The organism is Gymnodinialimonas sp. 57CJ19 (assembly GCF_038396845.1).
Classification (GTDB): domain Bacteria; phylum Pseudomonadota; class Alphaproteobacteria; order Rhodobacterales; family Rhodobacteraceae; genus Gymnodinialimonas.
This window is the reverse complement of sequence record NZ_CP151587.1, coordinates 2086774-2102891: the sequence shown is the minus strand read 5'-3', so window position 1 is coordinate 2102891 and position 16118 is coordinate 2086774. Positions and strand designations below refer to the sequence as shown.

Here is a 16118-nt window from a genome sequence, read left to right as displayed (position 1 = left end):
AATCCTCTGCGGATTGAGACCAGGGCGCAGGCCCATTTATCCCATTATCATGGTAACATGATCTTTCGTCAATCCAGATTATCCAGGATCGGCCATCGCAAGCAAACTGCCCAGCAGCGGCCCATCCCGTCGCAACTCAGCCGCCACAACCTCTGATCGAAACAACTCTGGAAGGGTTTCCAACTCACTCCGAACCTGGTCCACGTACCCGCTTGCAAGTCCAACACTTCCGCCGATAGCGATTTTTGTTATGCCCAGAATTGTAACGAGGTTCGCGCAAAGCTCTGCGATTGCGCGAACCGAGGTTGCCCGCAAATCTATGGCCCATTCATCACCGTTTGAAGCCGCACCAAACACGGCCCGTGCGTCCAGATCTCCATGGCCGGCGTCTTGGGCCATGCGCGCTATCGCGCGCCCGCTGGCCACACTTTCGACCGTCCCGAACCTACCACTTCCGCAAAGGACGGCCCCGGCTTGCGACGTCGAGAAACCCAGATGCCCTGCGATGCCATTGGGACTGTTGTGGAGCGAGCCGTCGAGTATCAGCCCGCCTCCGACACCTGTCGAAACCGTTATGTAGGCGAAGTTTGCGTGACCGCGCCCTGCCCCAAGACGATGCTCCGCCAATGTAGCGGCGGCGGCGTCGTTTATTATGGTAGCGTTACCGATGTGACGTGCAAGGTCACTGGCCAGCGGGACCGACGCGATATCTTGCAAGGTGGTCTGATTGACGGCATGCCATTCGCCCGCGGCATCCACACGCCCCGTTACCGCCACGGCGAGTCGATCATCGCGCTGATAGCCGAGCGTGCGCAGCATCTCTGCTATTTGCCTATACTGCCCTTCCGGGCCAGCGGCACCAACAGTCGCGCGTTCTTCATACTGCGTGACATGCCCTTCCACGATCCGTGCTACGGCGGTTTTGGTCCCGCCAAGGTCAACCGCGAAACCCGACATGCCGGACTTCGGAGTGGCATGGGTGACGGCATGGGCGAAGCTCTGTGTCATCAACTCCAGTCGGGTAAGCGCGCTGCCAACCGTGACGGCATCAGCTCCCGCTGCAAGCGCCTTGGCAGCTAAATCCGGCGTGTTAAATCGCCCTTCGGCCATCACGAAAGCACCCAACTCAGCAAACGACTCGATCAGGGAAAAATCCGGTGCATCGTCGACGCGCTGCGTCTCAGCGGTATAGCCAGAAAGGGTCGTTCCAATGATAGCGGCCCCGTTGCTTACAGCATGCACACCATCCGCCAGCGTTGCGCAGTCGGCCATGGCAAGCGCCCCGCCTTTGATGATGGCGTTCAAGATCCCGTCCCGGCCGTCCGGGCGCGGCCGATCCGTTCCATCATAGGCGATGACATCCGCGCCGGCATCTATCAGCGACTGAACATCTGCAATTGAGGCCGCGATCCGAACCGGCGTAGCCGCACTGGCAGTCTTGACGATGCCGATGATCGGAACGTCCACCACGGATCGCACGGCTCGAAGGTTTTCTATCCCTTCGATCCGCAGTCCTACGGCACCTCCGGAAATCGCTGCACTTGCCATTGCCGCAACGATTTCTGGACGGTCCATCGGGCCGTCATCGATTGGTTGGCACGAGGCGATCAGACCGCCGCGCAATTGAGACAAGAGGGGGGATGTTTGCATTGGCCTGTCCTGTTCCATGCGGTTTGTTACGCTCAATTTGCCACACGCCGCAACGGATCAATCAGGACGACACGGGGCCAAAAACTGGCCGCAAAGCAATCGGTACAAATTTTGATCTGGCACTTCCCGCCGCGAAGTAGGATGCTACCCCAGCCGAGGTGACCAAGCATATCTTGCTGTTCTGACTGCTAAAATTACTTAGCTCCAACAGTAGAACATCCCTACGGCGACGCATTTAGGAGGACAGAAATGGGACGACTAGACGGAAAGACGTGCCTTGTGACGGCCGCCGGTCAAGGCATCGGACGCGCGTCAGCGCTGGCGATGGCTGCGGAGGGCGCACGGGTTATTGCAACGGATGTCAATGAAGCTGCGTTGAGCACTTTGGAAGGCGTAGAAACGCGGTTGCTCGACGTACGTGACCCAGATGCTATCGCAAGCGCTACGGCCGAAATCGGGGCGCCAGACGTGCTATTCAACTGCGTGGGTTTCGTTGCAAACGGCACAATTTTAGACTGTGACGAGGATCAATGGGCGTTCTCCAATGATCTCAATGTGACGTCTCTGTACCGTATGATCCGCAGCTTTCTTCCGGGAATGATTGAGAACGGCGGCGGGTCGATCATCAACATGTCGTCCGTTGTTTCGTCCGTTATCGCGGCACCAGATCGGTTTGCCTATGGCGCGACGAAGGCGGCTGTGATCGGCATTACAAAATCAGTCGCGGCCGATTTCATCCTAAAGGGCATTCGCTGCAATGCGATTTGCCCCGCGACGGTGGAATCTCCATCGCTGGAAGACCGCCTGCAAGCCACCAATGACTACGAGGCTGCGCGCAAAGCCTTCATTGCGCGGCAACCCATTGGACGCGTCGGAACGCCCGAAGAGATTGCAGCATTGGTCGTATACCTCGCGTCCGACGATTCCGCCTATACCACAGGCACGGCCCAAATAATTGATGGCGGCTGGTCAAATATCTGAGAAGAGAGACACATGAAACTTGTTCGATTTGGCCATATTGGCGAAGAGCGTCCCGGTATTGTGGATGCAAATGGCACCGTACGTGATCTTACGGGCATTGTACCCGACATCGCGGGCAACACCCTATCTGATGCGGGCCTGGAGGTCATCCGCCAGACGGATCTATCGACGCTTCCAAGCGTTCCAGAGAGCACCCGCCTTGGGCCATGCATCAACGGTACAGGTAAGTTCATTTGCATCGGTTTGAACTACTCTGACCACGCGGCTGAAACTGGGATGGATGTCCCGTCCGAGCCGATCATCTTCATGAAGGCCACCAGCGCAATATGCGGTCCGGACGACCCGATCATCATTCCCAAGGGGTCGGTAAAGACCGATTGGGAGGTCGAACTGGCCGTCATTGTCGGCGCCCGCGCAAAGTACGTGACCGAGGCCGACGCAATGTCGTATGTCGCGGGCTATGCCGTCACAAATGACGTGTCAGAACGCGCCTTTCAGACCGAAAGATCGGGCCAATGGACCAAAGGCAAAAGCTGCGACAACTTCGGCCAAATCGGCCCTTGGCTGGTAACGCGTGATGAGGTCGATGACCCTCAGGACCTGCCGATGTGGCTGACCGTCAACGGTGAGACGATGCAAAACGGATCCACGGCGACGATGGTATTCGGTGTCGCGCATCTGGTAAGCTATCTCAGCCAATTCATGACCCTGCATCCCGGCGATGTGATCTCCACCGGAACACCACCGGGCGTAGGCATGGGACAATCACCACAACGCTATCTGAAGCCGGGCGACCGAGTTGAATTGAGCATTGATGGCTTGGGCGTCCAACGCCAAGAAGCCATCGCCGACCCAGAAGGCGTTTAGTGACTTACGACCTGCCGCCGGACGGCGGCAGGTCTTTGTGATCCAGCATGAACGGCGGATGAAAAATTTGCAGCTCCGATCCCGAAGCTCCGAGCCCCCCAGACTTTGCCGGCGCTCTAGCCGCCGTTCGCAACTCGATCAAACGCTTTGATACAGCCTCTCCAAAGCCGCCGCTAAATATGTCCTGAGCCGCCAAGACTCTTCCAAATTCGTGAAACGTCCGCCCAGCCAATGGACGGACAAATGTAGGCACGGTCTACAGGCGAACAGGTCATAGCGATTATTGATGAACAAAAAGCCGGCGAGAAGACGGGTGCTTCATGTCGGCGGAAAAGGATCAGGTCTACGACGTCCTACAAATGCAAATCGCCGTATGGTGGTATGGAACCAATGGACGCGGAACGGTTGCGGACGCTGCAAAACAAGAATGGCGAGCCGGAAAAGCTCCTCACAAAAGAACATCAGGCTATGCCGTACCACGAGGTGTCAATTCGCTAAATTGGTGACGCCCGTAGGTAAACGGTAGTTCATTTGGTGGAAATCCATGTTGTCCGACAATGACGCCGAATTCACCAGTCTGGCGATCCTCAAGTGGGTGCAGGACAGGACTATCGACAGGCCCGATATCGCGCCCGGAAAGCCGCAGGTGAACTGGGATCATCGAAAGCTAGCGCGGTATGAAGCACCGGGTTACCGCCCCCCCACCCGCGCCAGGGGACGTCGTGCCGATAAACTAACAGTCAATCATGTACCGCCTTTCAAATTAGCCCATTCAAGTGAGGCGCTCACGGCCAAAACCACGCCCCGCGAGATTTTCCGATAGGTGGCTTGGCGCCGGCTCGAAAGTTCATCGCGTGCTGCGAAAGTCTCCGTGAAAGAGCCGCTTTTTAGGGAGCATTTGATTTTTTGCCCACCTGGGCTTCTCTCATGCTACCCTTCACGCAATGCCGCCAAAGTCATCCCGTCGCTTTCGGAGATCTATTATGCACCCACGCTTATCCCGCGCCCTTCGTAACGCCCTGGTGACGTCCCTCATGCTCGGCGCACCCGCAGCGGCCATGGCTGCCACCTGCGGCAATGACGCCTCTGGCTTCGCGCGCTGGCAGCAGGAATTCGCAGCAGAAGCCGCCGCGGCAGATGTCGGTCCAGCCGGGTTACAAGCGTTGGCCGGCACGACCTATGCCACGCGCACGATTGCGGCAGACCGCGACCAACGCTCCTTCAGTTACTCGCTCGAAGAGTTCATGCGCATTCGTGGCGCGGCAACGATCGTCCAACAAGGTCGGCGGCGGATTGCAGAGAACGCTGAGTTTTACGGGTCGCTTGAGCGTGCTTTTGGTGTGCCCCCTGCGGTGCTCGTGGCGATCCACGGAATGGAGACGGGTTTTGGCAACTTCATGGGCAATGCGAACGTCGTCTCGGCCATTGCAACGCTTGCCTACGACTGCCGCCGGTCCGACTTCTTCAGCGAACATGCCTTGGCCGCGCTCATCCTTGTCGATCGCGGCGCAATCAGCCCCAATACAATCGGCGCGATGCATGGCGAACTCGGACATACGCAATTCCTGCCGGGCAACGTTTTGCGCTACGGCGTAGATGGAAACGGCGACGGGCGCATAGACCTGAATAATCTTACCGATGCCATGGCTTCGACCGCGAACTTCTTACGCCAAAACGGCTGGCGACCGGGCCGAGGTTATCAGGAAGGCCAACGCAACTTCAGGGCCATTCAAGCATGGAATGCGGCGCCGGTCTATCAGCGGGCCATTGCGATCATGGCGGGTCAGATAGAAGGCCAGCTCTGACCCTCGGCAAGCCGTGAAAGACCATTGGATCGACCACCTCCGGCCCTCAGGGATCGTGCAAACCATACGATCGTTTCCTGCGGAACCCTTCAGGGATAATGGGAAAATGCCGCGCTAAAAGGCCTGAAACACGGCGGTCCTGACGCCATCGCGATTGCCCTGATCGGCGCCTTCACGTGCCAAAAAATACGGGCCACGACCGTTGAGGTCGCAGCCCAAGATAGCAAGGGACTGGCATGACAGCCCCGCCTATGGCCTAAGGCTCACCGCCCCATCGCAGGGTTCGAGTAGCGGTTTGCATGGGAAACGATTGCTTCCGCATCACTGTCGGCATCAATCATCACGAAAGGCCCAGACCACACGGGTTCCACAGGCTCGCCGTTCATGTGAGCGTGGAACGCATCGGCCACGGCCACGCCGCTATCGTCGATGGAACGCAAGGGCGATGCACTAAGCCAGCCCTCGCTCATCGCCTGGATTTCGTCACCGGTGCCGCCGAAGCCAATCGACATCACCTGGTCAGACAGCCCCGCCCCGCGCAGGGCCTGACCGATACCAAGGCCAACTGCCGTCGACACGCCGTAGATGACGTCAAGATCGGGATGCGCCGCGATGAGGTTCTGCGTGGCCTCGAAAGCCCGCACACGGTCGAAATCCGTGTGGACACCGATCTCGAGGTCGATGCCTGGATGTTGAGACACCACATCGACAAAGCCCGCCATGCGCTGGTCACTGACCACACCTGCAACGCCCTGGAGCACAGCGACTTGGCCTTCGCCCTCCAGTTGCTCGACCGTCCATTCGCCCGCCATACGACCGCCTTCATAATGGTCGAAGGCGATATATTGCATGGCGCGGGACGCTTCGTCCTCGTGGGGTTCAAGGAAGTTGTAGACGACGACCGGAATGCCCGCCTCGTTCAGAAGGCGTAGCCCGACTGCGGCGGATTCGTACTCGGTCGCGCCCAAGAAAACATAGTCGGCACCGCGCTGGATCACGGCCTGGATCTGGTCCAACTGTCCCGCGTGATCTGACGCGTTCTGCACCGCCAGAAGCGTCACTTCATGATCTACGCCGAGCTCGTCCAGACGTGCGCTCATGCTCCAGTAGACGCGCTCCCAAGCGTCCGAGATATCGAATGAGGGCGACAGGTAAGCGATCTCGATCGCGTCGTCCTGTGCCATTGCGCCCGGTGCGGCCGTCGCCGCGATGGCGCCGGCCATCGCGCTGGCCATAAGATGTCTTCTAGTTACTTTCATCGTTCTTCCTCCCTTTGGTTTCTGTCTTGAGAATGTCAGCGGTTCTGAGCCCTTTCTGCGGCACGTCTGCTCCGCCATTGGGCGATCCATTCAATCCGGTTTTCACGGATGTTGTTCACCGTCACAGCGACGATCACGATGATGCCGACGGCAACGAGCTGGTAGAAGAAATCCACGCCGGCAATGACCAGGGCGTTGTTCAGCATGCTCAGCAAGATCGCCCCCAGGAGTGAGCCGTAGATCATGCCGCGCCCGCCAAAGAGGCTGGTGCCGCCAATAATCACCGCAGCGATCACATGGATTTCCATCGCGGTGCCAAGCGTTGCCTGGGTCCCGTCGATGCGGGCCATCCACAACAGCCCCCCAAGAGCCACGGCAAAACCGATGTAGGCGTATACCGCCAATTCGATCCGCCACACCTTGATACCCGCCAACCGCGCGGCCTCGCGGTTGCCCCCGACAGAGCGCACATGCATGCCGAAGGCGGACAAGTTGAACAGCCAATGGGTCAGGGCGACGAAGGCGGCGGCGATCAGGATTGGCACCGGAATACCCAGCACGTCCCCCTGCCCGAGCCAGACAACTTCTGGTGGCAATCCGAAATAGAGTTGACCGGCCGAATGCAGCAGCGCCAGCCCCCGAAAGGCCACCATTGTACCAAGGGTTGCAATCAGCGCCGGGATTGCCAGGAAGGCAACCATCGCGCCGTTGAGCGCCCCCAGAGCCATGGCCATGACAAACATCAGTATCAGCGCTGGGATATAGTGCATCCCGTTATCCATCAGGCTGAATGCCACACAGGTCACGAGCGCCATGAGAGACCCCACGGACAGGTCGATCCCACCTTTGGTGATGACCAGCGTCATGCCCATCGCAACGATCAGATATGTTGACGCCTGTGTCAGGACGTTAAGCAAGTTCGGTATCGACGCGAAACGTGGATTGATGAGTGTGAACAGCACGATCAGCGCCACAAGCACGAAGGTCAGGCCAACGCTTTCCATACGGAACTTTCGATCGTTCTGACCAAGTTGCTTCAGCTTTGGTCTGACGTGGGTGGTTGTATCGGTCATGCCTGGCTCCTGTCATCTTGAGCATTGCCAATTGTGATTTTGCGCACGATTTCTTCGCGGGTGACGTCGGCAGTGTTAACGATGTCAATCATCTGGCCGTTCTTCATGACCGCAACGCGATCAGCGATGCGGAAGACGTGCTCCAGATTGTGGCTGATGATCAGAACGGTCAGACCTTGCTCCCGCATCCGCTCAACCAGCGCCAGGACCTTTCCGCCTTCATCGACACCCAGAGCCGCCATCGGCTCGTCCATGATCAGAAGTTGCGGCTCGGCCAGCAAAAGACGGCTGATGGCGATGGTCTGACGTTGCCCACCGGAAAGCTGTTGGACCGGTTCATTGAGCGTCGGAAGGCCGATGGCAAAGTTGTGCAGCAACTCAACCGTCCGCTTGCGCATCTCTGCCTTGTCGAGCACTGGCAGACCGAAGACACGTTTGCGTAATTCTCGTCCCAGAAAGACATTTTGCGGCACGTTCAACTCATTCACCAAGCCGAGGCTCTGGTGAACCGTCTCGATGCCGATATCCGTGGCATCCAACGGACTGGTCAGCGTGACCGCGCGTTTATCAAACGTGATTTCGCCTGCGTCAGGGCGCAAGGCACCCGATAGGACCTTGATGAGAGTGGACTTTCCGGCGCCGTTATCACCGACCAAGGCCATAATCTCACCACGCCGGATATTGAGGCTCACATCATTAAGAGCCCGCAACCCACCGTATGACTTGTTCAGGTTCCGCGCATCAAGAAGCACGTCCCCCCGCACCGTCTGCGCGTCGTGATCATCAAACATTTCTTCCTCCCAATCCTGCGTCCAGCGTCTTCGCGGATGAACAGGCAAACACGGGGCCCCTTGCGATCAGGCCCATTTATTTATGGCCGTCGCACACCCGCTGATGAAAAAACGCTAACCAGACGCCGCAATTTAAGCGCCAAAATTCTTGGCGTTCTTGCAAACTTTCGTGCAAGTGTCTGCTCAAGTGGCGCATTTGAAGATAACCCTTCCCGGTATCAAACCAGCGCCCAAACCAAGAGGGAAACGGCCTTGCATCAGCTATATGACCCAGATTTCGAGGTAATTGTTTACGACCCGTCGCAGTCATTTCGTTGGGAAGTGCACGGCTATCCGCACCATCTGGCGAAGTGGCATCATCACCCCGAGTATGAGCTGCACCTGACCCAGGAAGTCGGCGGGAAGATGATGATTGGGGATCATATCGGCCCCTTTAATCCGGGATGCCTTGTGCTGACCGGGCCGAACCTGCCGCATAACTGGGTCAGCGATCTGCGCCCGGGGCAGCGACTGGAACAGCGCGACATGCTGGTCCAGTTCGTCCCGGACCTCGTTCGAACCCTGAAGGGCTTTTCCGAGATGGAAGCCGTGGAAGTTCTACTCAGGGAATCTGCCTATGGGGTCGAGTTTTCCGGGACGACCCGCGACGATGGCGCGGCCCTTCTGGCCCAGATAGGAGAAACCCGCGGGATACGTCGGTTAACGTTGTTTCTTGAACTTCTCCATCGACTTGCGGCTGTACCGGCAGAGCGGCGCGTGCTGTCGCAGTGCGCCCCCGGCATCGGGGCCCATACCACGACGTCACGCAAGCTCGAGACTGTGATGGCGCATATCTCGACCCACTACACAGAGGATCTGCGGCTAGGGGACATGGCCGATCTGGTTCACATGGCCACCAGCACATTCAGTCGCTTCTTCAAGCGGCAGACGGGGCACACATTTGCACGTTACGTCAACCAGATGCGCGTACATCATGCCTGCCGCCTGCTGGCCTCCACCGATCTTTCAATCACCGAGATTTGTTTTGAGTCCGGCTTCAACAACACGGCGAACTTCAACCGACAGTTTTTCGTACTTTGCCGCGAGACACCACGAGAATACCGCCTGAAACTACGCGAGACGCCATTAACGACTGAACCAATGGGCTAAACCCATGGGCGGCGCCATCTTTTTTTCGGCAAGAATGTTTGCCTGATCGCGCGTAAACGTGTGGCAAGCGGTACAGGCAGCATTTTAGGTTCACGTCGATGCCAAAGAGGATGCTGCCATGTTGATGACCCCCCGTGAAAACGCCAGCGACGACACAACCGCCCTGGTTCTGGAACGCAAGGGTAAGATCACCTTGCGGGAATTCGCTATAGAAGAACCGCTCGGCCCGCAGGATCTGCGCATTCGCGTCCATACCGTCGGCATCTGCGGATCGGACGTGCACTATTACACCCATGGCGCGATCGGCCCCTTTGTTGTGAACGAGCCCATGATCCTCGGCCACGAAGTCTCGGGCGTTGTGACCGAAGTCGGCGCGGAGGTGGAAAATTTCAACGTGGGCGACCGGGTCTGCATGGAACCCGGCGTCCCGACCCCAACGAACCGCGCGACCCGGATGGGCATGTACAACCTGGACCCTGACGTGCAGTTCTGGGCGACGCCGCCCGTGCACGGCGTTTTGCGGCGGAGCGTTGTGCATCCTGCGGCATTTACCTTCAAACTGCCCGAAACCGTGTCTTTCGCGGCCGGTGCAATGGTCGAGCCCCTTGCCGTGGGCGTGCACGCTGTGGCCAAGGCCGCGGCGGCCCCGGGTCATGTGGCCGTGGTGATGGGCGCAGGGCCGATCGGCTTGCTCAACGTGCTCGCTGCGGTGGCCGCGGGCGCATCGCAGGTGGTGGTCTCGGACGTGGATGATGACAAACTGAAGCTCGCGGCAACATTGGGGCCGGTCATTTCGGTCAATGTGCGCAGGGATTCCCTAAAGGCCGCAGTTCTTGAGGCTACAGAAGGATGGGGGGCCGATGTTGTCTATGAATGCTCGGGAAATGCGGCGGCGGCGGCGGGCGTTTTTGACCCCCTTCGACCGGGCGGGACGGTCGTATTCGTCGGCATCCCCCTGGAGCCGATCGCCTACGACGTTGCATCGGCGCAGATCAAGGAGGCGCGGGTCGAGCACGTGTTCCGCTATGCGCATGTGTTTGACCGCTGCGTCGCCATGATCGCCTCTGGTGCCATCGACGTCGAACCGCTGATCACGCGGACTTTCGATTTCGCCGACTCTGTTGCCGCTTTTGACTATGCGGCACAGGAACCGGCGGGCGAGGTGAAAATTCAGATCACGATGGACGCGGACGAGATCAACGGCTTGGCCACAGGGGTGCGAAAATGAACTTTCAAGACAAATCGGTGATGATTACCGGCGCTGGCAAAGGGATCGGTCGCGATACCGCACGCTACCTTGCGGCGCGCGGTGCGCATATCGTGGCGATCTCTCGGACACGGGAAAGCCTCGATAGTCTGGCAGAAGAGATCGGCTGCGACGTCATCGTCGCTGACCTGAAAGACCCTGACGCCGCCCGAGCCGCCGCGATTGAGGGGCTGCCTTGCGACTACCTTGTAAATTGCGCTGGTATCAACGTGTTGCAGCCCTTTGTTGATGTAACAGTAGAAGCCTTCGATCTGGTCTATGCCGTCAATACACGCGCCGCCATGATCGTGGCGCAGGAGTTTGCGCGGTCCCTCATCGGTGCCAAGAAGTCTGGTGCCATCGTCAACGTCTCCAGCATCTCCTCGCTGGTCGGATTCGAAGATCACGCCTCCTATTGCGCGTCGAAGGGGGCAATGGATGGCATGAACCGGGTCATGGCGAACGAATTGGGCCCCCACGGCATCCGCGTCAATTGCGTCAATCCCATCGTGACGATGACGGAACTGGCTGCCGAAGCTTGGAGCGATCCGGTGAAGGCGGGGCCAGTCCTGTCGCGGATGCCGGTGGGTCGCTTCTTAGAGACCCGGGATGTGGCCTCGGTAATTGCATTTCTTCTGAGCGACGATGCCGCGATGCTGTCTGGCCTGGCCCTGCCGGTCGATGGCGGTTTTCTTGCCAAATAAGGCTGCCCGGTCCACGTCGCCTATGTCCTACGAATGAACAGCCACCGGGGTTGATATGAGCTATCTTGGAATTGATCTTGGAACATCCGGGCTTCGCGCCCTCCTCATCGACGCCGCGGGGCGTCCGGTCGGATCGGCAGAGTGCGCCTATCAAACCAGCCACCCGCAGTCTGGCTGGTCCGAACAAGATCCGGCGGTTTGGATTCAGGCCCTGGAACAAACGGTTGCCACCCTGCGCGCCAACCACGACGCCTTCGCCGATTTACAGGGCATTGGCGTCGCCGGACACATGCATGGGGCGACCCTTCTCGACCGCGACGACAAGGTGCTGCGCCCGTGCATCCTGTGGAACGACACCCGCAGCCACGCAGAAGCCGCCACCCTTGACGCAAACCCCGCCTTTCGAGCGCAGACCGGAAACATCGTCTTCCCCGGCTTTACCGCGCCGAAAATCGCGTGGGTACGTAGCCACGAGCCAGAAATCTACGAGCAGATCGCCAAGGTGCTGCTCCCTGCCGCCTATTTGAACCTGTATTTGACCGGCGAACATGTGGCCGACAAATCTGACAGCGCCGGAACCGCATGGCTGGACATGGGCTCTCGCGATTGGTCCGCCGATCTTTTGGCCGCTGGTCATACACGCGCTGATCAGATGCCTCGTCTTGTCGAAGGCAGTGCCCCGGCCGGTATGCTGCGCAAGGAGCTGGCCCGGTCCTGGGGTGTGGGCCAGCCCGTAACCGTCGCGGGGGGCGCGGGCGACAATGCCGCCGCAGCCTGCGGCGTCGGCGCATTGAAGGAAGGCTTCGGCTTCGTATCCCTCGGCACCTCGGGCGTCCTTCTGGCAGCGCGTTCAGAATACTGTCCGGCCCCGGAAACGGCGCTGCACACCTTCTGCCATGCGGTACCGGACACTTGGTACCAAATGGGCGTCATGCTTTCGGCGACCGATAGCCTGAACTGGCTGTCGAAATTGCTGAACACCACGCCCAGGGCCTGCACAGAGCGTTTGGGCGACACATTGAAGGGGCCCGGCCGCGTCGGTTTCCTACCTTACCTGTCCGGAGAGCGGACGCCCCACAACGACGCGGATATCCGAGGGGCATTTACCGGCTTGGGCCATGATACCGACCTGAATGCGCTGACCCATGCCACAATCGAAGGGGTGTGCTACGGGCTGCGCGACTCCGCTGAAGCGATGCGTGCCACAGGCGCCCAATTCGAACACATGTTCGCCGTCGGTGGCGGAGCGTCCTCTCGGTATTGGCTGCAAATGCTGGCGACGGTTCTGGATATGCCACTGAACGTCCCGCACAGCCATGAGATTGGCGCGGCACTCGGGGCGGCCCGCCTGGGACAGGCTGCGGCCGCTGGTTCCCGGCCCGCGGCGATCATGCACACGCCCGATATCCGGGAGACCATCGCCCCGGACCCGGCCCTGACCGACGCTTATGAACAAAGCTACCAACGCTTCCGCGCAACCTATCCGGCGATCAAGTCGATCAAGGTGGGCGGTTAGAACAGAAGGGGCCGCTGGACGTGTGGCGGTTCCCTTTGGCGGCGCGACAATGCCGTCAGGCAAACCGGTGCACCACTCAAAAGGGACAGTGGGGTGGCCACAGCCGCCCGACTGGATTGTAGCGAAAGCCTCATGCGCCCCAGTCGATCAATCCTCCACCTGATTCTTGCCGTCACGCAGAAATTGATTGTGAAGGTTGCGACCGAGGGGTCGGAAACCGGTTGGCGACGAAGATCTTACGCCGATGTTGCACAAGCCCGTGCCATTGCGCGTCGCGACCGGGCCGCCGGGGGGCGGAAATGGCGGCAATCACGGCAAGCACGCGATCCAAGGCCGGTTTGGTGTGCATTCCGTTTGACAGTGCCCGCGCCCCTCTGTCATTGAATAGGAACATTCGGTTTCCCAAAGCACGCATATGCCGCGGGAATATAGAGGGAATGCAGTGCGGCCATCCGGCCAACCCTGCAGCTGCCCCCGCAACTGTAAGCGGTGCGTCAGGTTGTCGATGCCACTGGAGCGATCCGGGAAGGCCAACCAGACCAACAGCCGCGAGCCAGGAGACCTGCCGATTGTACAAAACGCAAACGGGCCGTCGGGTGTGACGGCAACAAGGAGCAAGACAAAATGACAACGCAAACGCAAAACCTGACCGGCGCCAAAACCGGCCTGTCCACCATCGGCGCGGCCCTGATGGTTGCTGCCATGGGCTTTGGCCTGATGATCGTCACGGGACACGTGCAGGCGGCAACGCTGCATGATGCGGCCCACGACGTGCGCCACGCCACCGGCTTCCCCTGCCACTAAGCAGATGTTTACACGCCTTTTGACCAGCGCGTTGTTCGCTGGTGCTGCCTCCGGGTTGATTGCCGCCCTGTTGCAGCTTTGGTTTGTGCAGCCTGTCCTGCTTCACGCTGAATTATACGAGACTGGCGCGCTGCTTCACTTCGGCGCCAACGCCAATGTGCCCGCCGCCCAAGATGTGGGCGGCATTGATCCGGTGCGCGATGGTCTTAGCATTGTGTTCACCATGTTGGTCTATTCCGGCTACGCCATGGTTCTGCTGGCCGCGATGGCCGTGGCCGAGGAACGCGGCGCGATCATTTCGCCACGCAATGGGTTGATCTGGGGCATCGCAGGGTTCGTCGCGGTGCATTTGGCGCCGGGCTTCACCCTTGCGCCAGAAGTGCCCGGTGTGGCCGCTGCCGATGTGACTCTGCGCCAAATCTGGTGGTTTGCCACTGTCATCATGGCCGCCATTGCTATGGGGTTGATTGGGTTTGGTAAAAGCTGGATCGCTTGGGCAGGCGCGGCGGTGCTGCTGCTCGCCCCTCACGTCTATGGCGCGCCCGAGCCTGAGGTTTTCACCGGCCCCGTCCCGACAGAGATCGGTGCTCTTTTCGCAGCACGCGCCTTGGGCGTCGGCATGGCGGCATGGGTCCTTCTGGGCAGCTTCGCAGGCTTCTTCTGGTCGCGTCGCATCGGCGCATCGGACCCCGCCTAACCCTCTGATCCGGGACGGAGATCCTCGATGAACACAGGTCTACCCCTTTTGGTAATCGGCCTCATCCTTGGCGGCGGCATCGGCTTCACGATTGCTGCCGCCAATGGCATCACGCTGGACGGCCACGACCACAGCGCCCATGGCGTTGCCGGCCACGGCGACATGGATCACGATACCGTGCTGTCCCTGCCCGCCTCGGCCACGGCCCCGAGCCTTGCTGTCACCGTCATCCAAGACCCGATGGCGGGCTACAACCTCCACATTCTGACCGAGAACTTCACTTTCTCGCCAGAAAACGCGAGCCTGTCTCATGTCGAGGGGCAAGGCCACGCCCATGTCTACATCAACGGGGTGAAGTTGGGGCGGTTCTACGGGCCATGGGTCCACCTCGATCATCTTCCCGAAGGCGAAGTGACCGTGGAAGTCACCCTGAACGCTAACGATCACAGACCCTTAGCGGTGGAACAAGCACCGCTCCGCGCCAGCGTTACGATCCAGAATTAAGCGCCGGGACGCGGCCTTTCAGGCAAAGCCGCAGGCGACCGCAGGCGGTTGCATCCTCGATCCAACCCGCTGGAGCGTCCAGGTAGGTGGCAACCGTTGCCACGATGTCCGCACGGTCCGCGACCGGGTCGATCCCGGCAAAGAAATACGTGGCCCGGCCCGGTCCTTGCACCGCAAGGCTGACAGGGCTGGCGCAAGCGTTCATGCAGGGTTGCGCTACGACCTCCGCCGCAAGTCCCGCGGTGGAAAGCGCTTCTTGCAAGCCATCGCGGGCCTGCGCGAAACCGGACGGCGCGCAGGTGGCGCAAAGGTGGATGACCGCGCTTTCGGTCATTCTGCCCCCTTGGGGCGCAACAGATAAGTATCCATGATCCACCCATGATCCGCCCGCGCCTGAGCGCGCGCCTCGACGATGCGCGGCCCTGCCTCTGACAGAGGGCCATGGTCGAGAAGCTCCTCCTCCATCCCCAGATAGGCGCCCCACCAGATCATCAGATCATCGCGGTCGAGTGTTTGGAAACTGCATTTGCCGTCCAGCATGACGACAGCCGTTTCAGCCCCCTTGGGCCAGCCAAATTCCCTCAAGCGACGCCCGGTCGTGACCGTCACAGCCCCCGCGAGCGTGTTGAAGGTCAGCCCATGGGCCGCCGTTAACGCCTGAAGCGCCGTGATGCCCGGCAGCACCCGCAAACGCGGCGCTGGCGTAAGGCGCGTGGCGATACGCAGCGTGCTGTCATAGAGCGAAGGATCGCCCCATACCAACAGCGCAATGGGGCCGTTGGACGACGCCCCGGCAATGGCGGCTTGCCAGCGACGGGCGATGTCGTCATGCCACGCGCGCACGCGGTCCTTGTAAGGGATCGCGGGGTCGCGTGTGGGGTAGTCGAATTCAACAACCTGCGCCGTCGCGCCCGCATCAGCGATAATCCGGTGCCGTATCCCCGCCAGGTCAGATTTGTCAGGCCCCTTTCGCGGCACAAGGATCACCGCGGCATCGCGCAAAGCGCGCTGCGCCTCCAACGTGATATGCGCCGGGTTGCCAGTGCCGATGCCGATTAACCAGAGGTCCATC

16 protein-coding genes and 1 riboswitch are annotated in these 16118 nt (G+C 59.9%); of the genes, 10 read left to right on the top strand and 6 right to left on the bottom strand.

Features of this window, described 5'->3' with window-relative positions; genetic code table 11:
* Positions 1–78: 78 nt before the first annotated feature.
* Positions 79–1650 carry a putative N-acetylmannosamine-6-phosphate 2-epimerase gene (locus AADW23_RS10315; protein WP_341860855.1) on the bottom strand — a complete coding sequence of 524 codons (1572 nt, stop codon included), beginning with the start codon at positions 1648–1650 and terminating at the stop codon, positions 79–81.
* Between the two features lie 249 nt (positions 1651–1899).
* On the opposite strand from AADW23_RS10315, the gene AADW23_RS10310 reads away from it, so the two are divergent.
* From AADW23_RS10310 to AADW23_RS10300, 3 genes are all read left to right on the top strand, one after another.
* Positions 1900–2631, top strand: coding sequence for an SDR family oxidoreductase (locus AADW23_RS10310; protein ID WP_341860854.1), 732 nt, complete (start codon positions 1900–1902; stop codon positions 2629–2631).
* A gap of 12 nt (positions 2632–2643) precedes the next feature.
* Positions 2644–3498, top strand: a complete 855-nt coding sequence (locus tag AADW23_RS10305) for a fumarylacetoacetate hydrolase family protein (protein ID WP_341860853.1) — start codon at positions 2644–2646, stop codon at positions 3496–3498.
* A gap of 983 nt (positions 3499–4481) precedes the next feature.
* Positions 4482–5303, top strand: coding sequence for a lytic murein transglycosylase (locus AADW23_RS10300; RefSeq protein ID WP_341860852.1), 822 nt, complete (start codon positions 4482–4484; stop codon positions 5301–5303).
* Positions 5304–5566: 263 nt separating this feature from the next.
* Here AADW23_RS10300 and AADW23_RS10295 read toward each other — a convergent pair whose 3' ends face one another.
* From AADW23_RS10295 to AADW23_RS10285, 3 genes are read right to left on the bottom strand one after another with little or no spacing between them, the layout of a single operon-like run.
* The gene (locus AADW23_RS10295) at positions 5567–6562 is read right to left on the bottom strand and encodes a substrate-binding domain-containing protein (RefSeq protein WP_341860851.1); all 996 of its coding nucleotides are present in this window, start codon (positions 6560–6562) and stop codon (positions 5567–5569) included.
* Between the two features lie 35 nt (positions 6563–6597).
* On the bottom strand, positions 6598–7635 hold the full coding sequence (locus AADW23_RS10290; RefSeq protein WP_341860850.1) for an ABC transporter permease: 1038 nt from the start codon (positions 7633–7635) through the stop codon (positions 6598–6600).
* Positions 7632–8426 carry an ATP-binding cassette domain-containing protein gene (locus tag AADW23_RS10285; protein WP_341860849.1) on the bottom strand — a complete coding sequence of 265 codons (795 nt, stop codon included), beginning with the start codon at positions 8424–8426 and terminating at the stop codon, positions 7632–7634. Before AADW23_RS10285 ends, AADW23_RS10290 begins: the two co-directional genes overlap by 4 nt.
* 252 nt (positions 8427–8678) lie before the next feature.
* Between AADW23_RS10285 and AADW23_RS10280 the strand changes: the two genes are divergently transcribed.
* The 7 genes from AADW23_RS10280 to AADW23_RS10250 all read left to right on the top strand — a co-directional run bounded on the left by AADW23_RS10280 (position 8679) and on the right by AADW23_RS10250 (position 15046).
* Positions 8679–9575 carry an AraC family transcriptional regulator gene (locus AADW23_RS10280; RefSeq protein ID WP_341860848.1) on the top strand — a complete coding sequence of 299 codons (897 nt, stop codon included), beginning with the start codon at positions 8679–8681 and terminating at the stop codon, positions 9573–9575.
* A gap of 118 nt (positions 9576–9693) precedes the next feature.
* Positions 9694–10803, top strand: a complete 1110-nt coding sequence (locus AADW23_RS10275; protein ID WP_341860847.1) for an NAD(P)-dependent alcohol dehydrogenase — start codon at positions 9694–9696, stop codon at positions 10801–10803.
* Positions 10800–11525 carry an SDR family oxidoreductase gene (locus AADW23_RS10270; protein WP_341860846.1) on the top strand — a complete coding sequence of 242 codons (726 nt, stop codon included), beginning with the start codon at positions 10800–10802 and terminating at the stop codon, positions 11523–11525. Before AADW23_RS10275 ends, AADW23_RS10270 begins: the two co-directional genes overlap by 4 nt.
* A 55-nt stretch (positions 11526–11580) precedes the next feature.
* Positions 11581–13041, top strand: coding sequence for a xylulokinase (gene xylB, locus AADW23_RS10265; RefSeq protein ID WP_341860845.1), 1461 nt, complete (start codon positions 11581–11583; stop codon positions 13039–13041).
* Between the two features lie 378 nt (positions 13042–13419).
* A riboswitch (cobalamin riboswitch) is annotated at positions 13420–13626 on the top strand.
* Between the two features lie 39 nt (positions 13627–13665).
* Positions 13666–13845: a CbtB domain-containing protein gene (locus AADW23_RS10260; RefSeq protein WP_341860844.1), complete on the top strand. Its 180-nt coding sequence runs from the start codon at positions 13666–13668 to the stop codon at positions 13843–13845.
* A gap of 4 nt (positions 13846–13849) precedes the next feature.
* Positions 13850–14542, top strand: coding sequence for a CbtA family protein (locus AADW23_RS10255; protein WP_341860843.1), 693 nt, complete (start codon positions 13850–13852; stop codon positions 14540–14542).
* A gap of 27 nt (positions 14543–14569) precedes the next feature.
* Positions 14570–15046, top strand: coding sequence for a hypothetical protein (locus AADW23_RS10250; protein WP_341860842.1), 477 nt, complete (start codon positions 14570–14572; stop codon positions 15044–15046).
* Here AADW23_RS10250 and AADW23_RS10245 read toward each other — a convergent pair.
* Positions 15030–15380: a DUF1636 family protein gene (locus tag AADW23_RS10245; protein WP_341860841.1), complete on the bottom strand. Its 351-nt coding sequence runs from the start codon at positions 15378–15380 to the stop codon at positions 15030–15032. The genes AADW23_RS10250 and AADW23_RS10245 overlap by 17 nt on opposite strands.
* Entirely contained in the window at positions 15377–16117 is a 741-nt protein-coding gene (cobF, locus tag AADW23_RS10240; RefSeq protein ID WP_341860840.1) for a precorrin-6A synthase (deacetylating), read from the bottom strand. The genes AADW23_RS10245 and cobF overlap by 4 nt, the downstream gene beginning before the upstream one ends.
* Between the last annotated feature and the right edge of the window lies 1 nt (position 16118).

Excerpts from the sequence above, each read along its gene's own strand:
- AADW23_RS10315 (WP_341860855.1), bottom strand. The coding sequence starts at position 1,650 with ATGCAAACATCCCCCCTCTTGTCTCAATTGCGCGGCGGTCTGATCGCC.
- AADW23_RS10310 (WP_341860854.1), top strand. The coding sequence starts at position 1,900 with ATGGGACGACTAGACGGAAAGACGTGCCTTGTGACGGCCGCCGGTCAA.
- AADW23_RS10305 (WP_341860853.1), top strand. The coding sequence starts at position 2,644 with ATGAAACTTGTTCGATTTGGCCATATTGGCGAAGAGCGTCCCGGTATT.
- AADW23_RS10300 (WP_341860852.1), top strand. The coding sequence starts at position 4,482 with ATGCACCCACGCTTATCCCGCGCCCTTCGTAACGCCCTGGTGACGTCC.
- AADW23_RS10295 (WP_341860851.1), bottom strand. The coding sequence starts at position 6,562 with ATGAAAGTAACTAGAAGACATCTTATGGCCAGCGCGATGGCCGGCGCC.
- AADW23_RS10290 (WP_341860850.1), bottom strand. The coding sequence starts at position 7,635 with ATGACCGATACAACCACCCACGTCAGACCAAAGCTGAAGCAACTTGGT.
- AADW23_RS10285 (WP_341860849.1), bottom strand. The coding sequence starts at position 8,426 with ATGTTTGATGATCACGACGCGCAGACGGTGCGGGGGGACGTGCTTCTT.
- AADW23_RS10275 (WP_341860847.1), top strand. The coding sequence starts at position 9,694 with ATGTTGATGACCCCCCGTGAAAACGCCAGCGACGACACAACCGCCCTG.
- AADW23_RS10270 (WP_341860846.1), top strand. The coding sequence starts at position 10,800 with ATGAACTTTCAAGACAAATCGGTGATGATTACCGGCGCTGGCAAAGGG.
- xylB (WP_341860845.1), top strand. The coding sequence starts at position 11,581 with ATGAGCTATCTTGGAATTGATCTTGGAACATCCGGGCTTCGCGCCCTC.
- AADW23_RS10260 (WP_341860844.1), top strand. The coding sequence starts at position 13,666 with ATGACAACGCAAACGCAAAACCTGACCGGCGCCAAAACCGGCCTGTCC.
- AADW23_RS10255 (WP_341860843.1), top strand. The coding sequence starts at position 13,850 with ATGTTTACACGCCTTTTGACCAGCGCGTTGTTCGCTGGTGCTGCCTCC.
- AADW23_RS10250 (WP_341860842.1), top strand. The coding sequence starts at position 14,570 with ATGAACACAGGTCTACCCCTTTTGGTAATCGGCCTCATCCTTGGCGGC.
- AADW23_RS10245 (WP_341860841.1), bottom strand. The coding sequence starts at position 15,380 with ATGACCGAAAGCGCGGTCATCCACCTTTGCGCCACCTGCGCGCCGTCC.
- cobF (WP_341860840.1), bottom strand. The coding sequence starts at position 16,117 with ATGGACCTCTGGTTAATCGGCATCGGCACTGGCAACCCGGCGCATATC.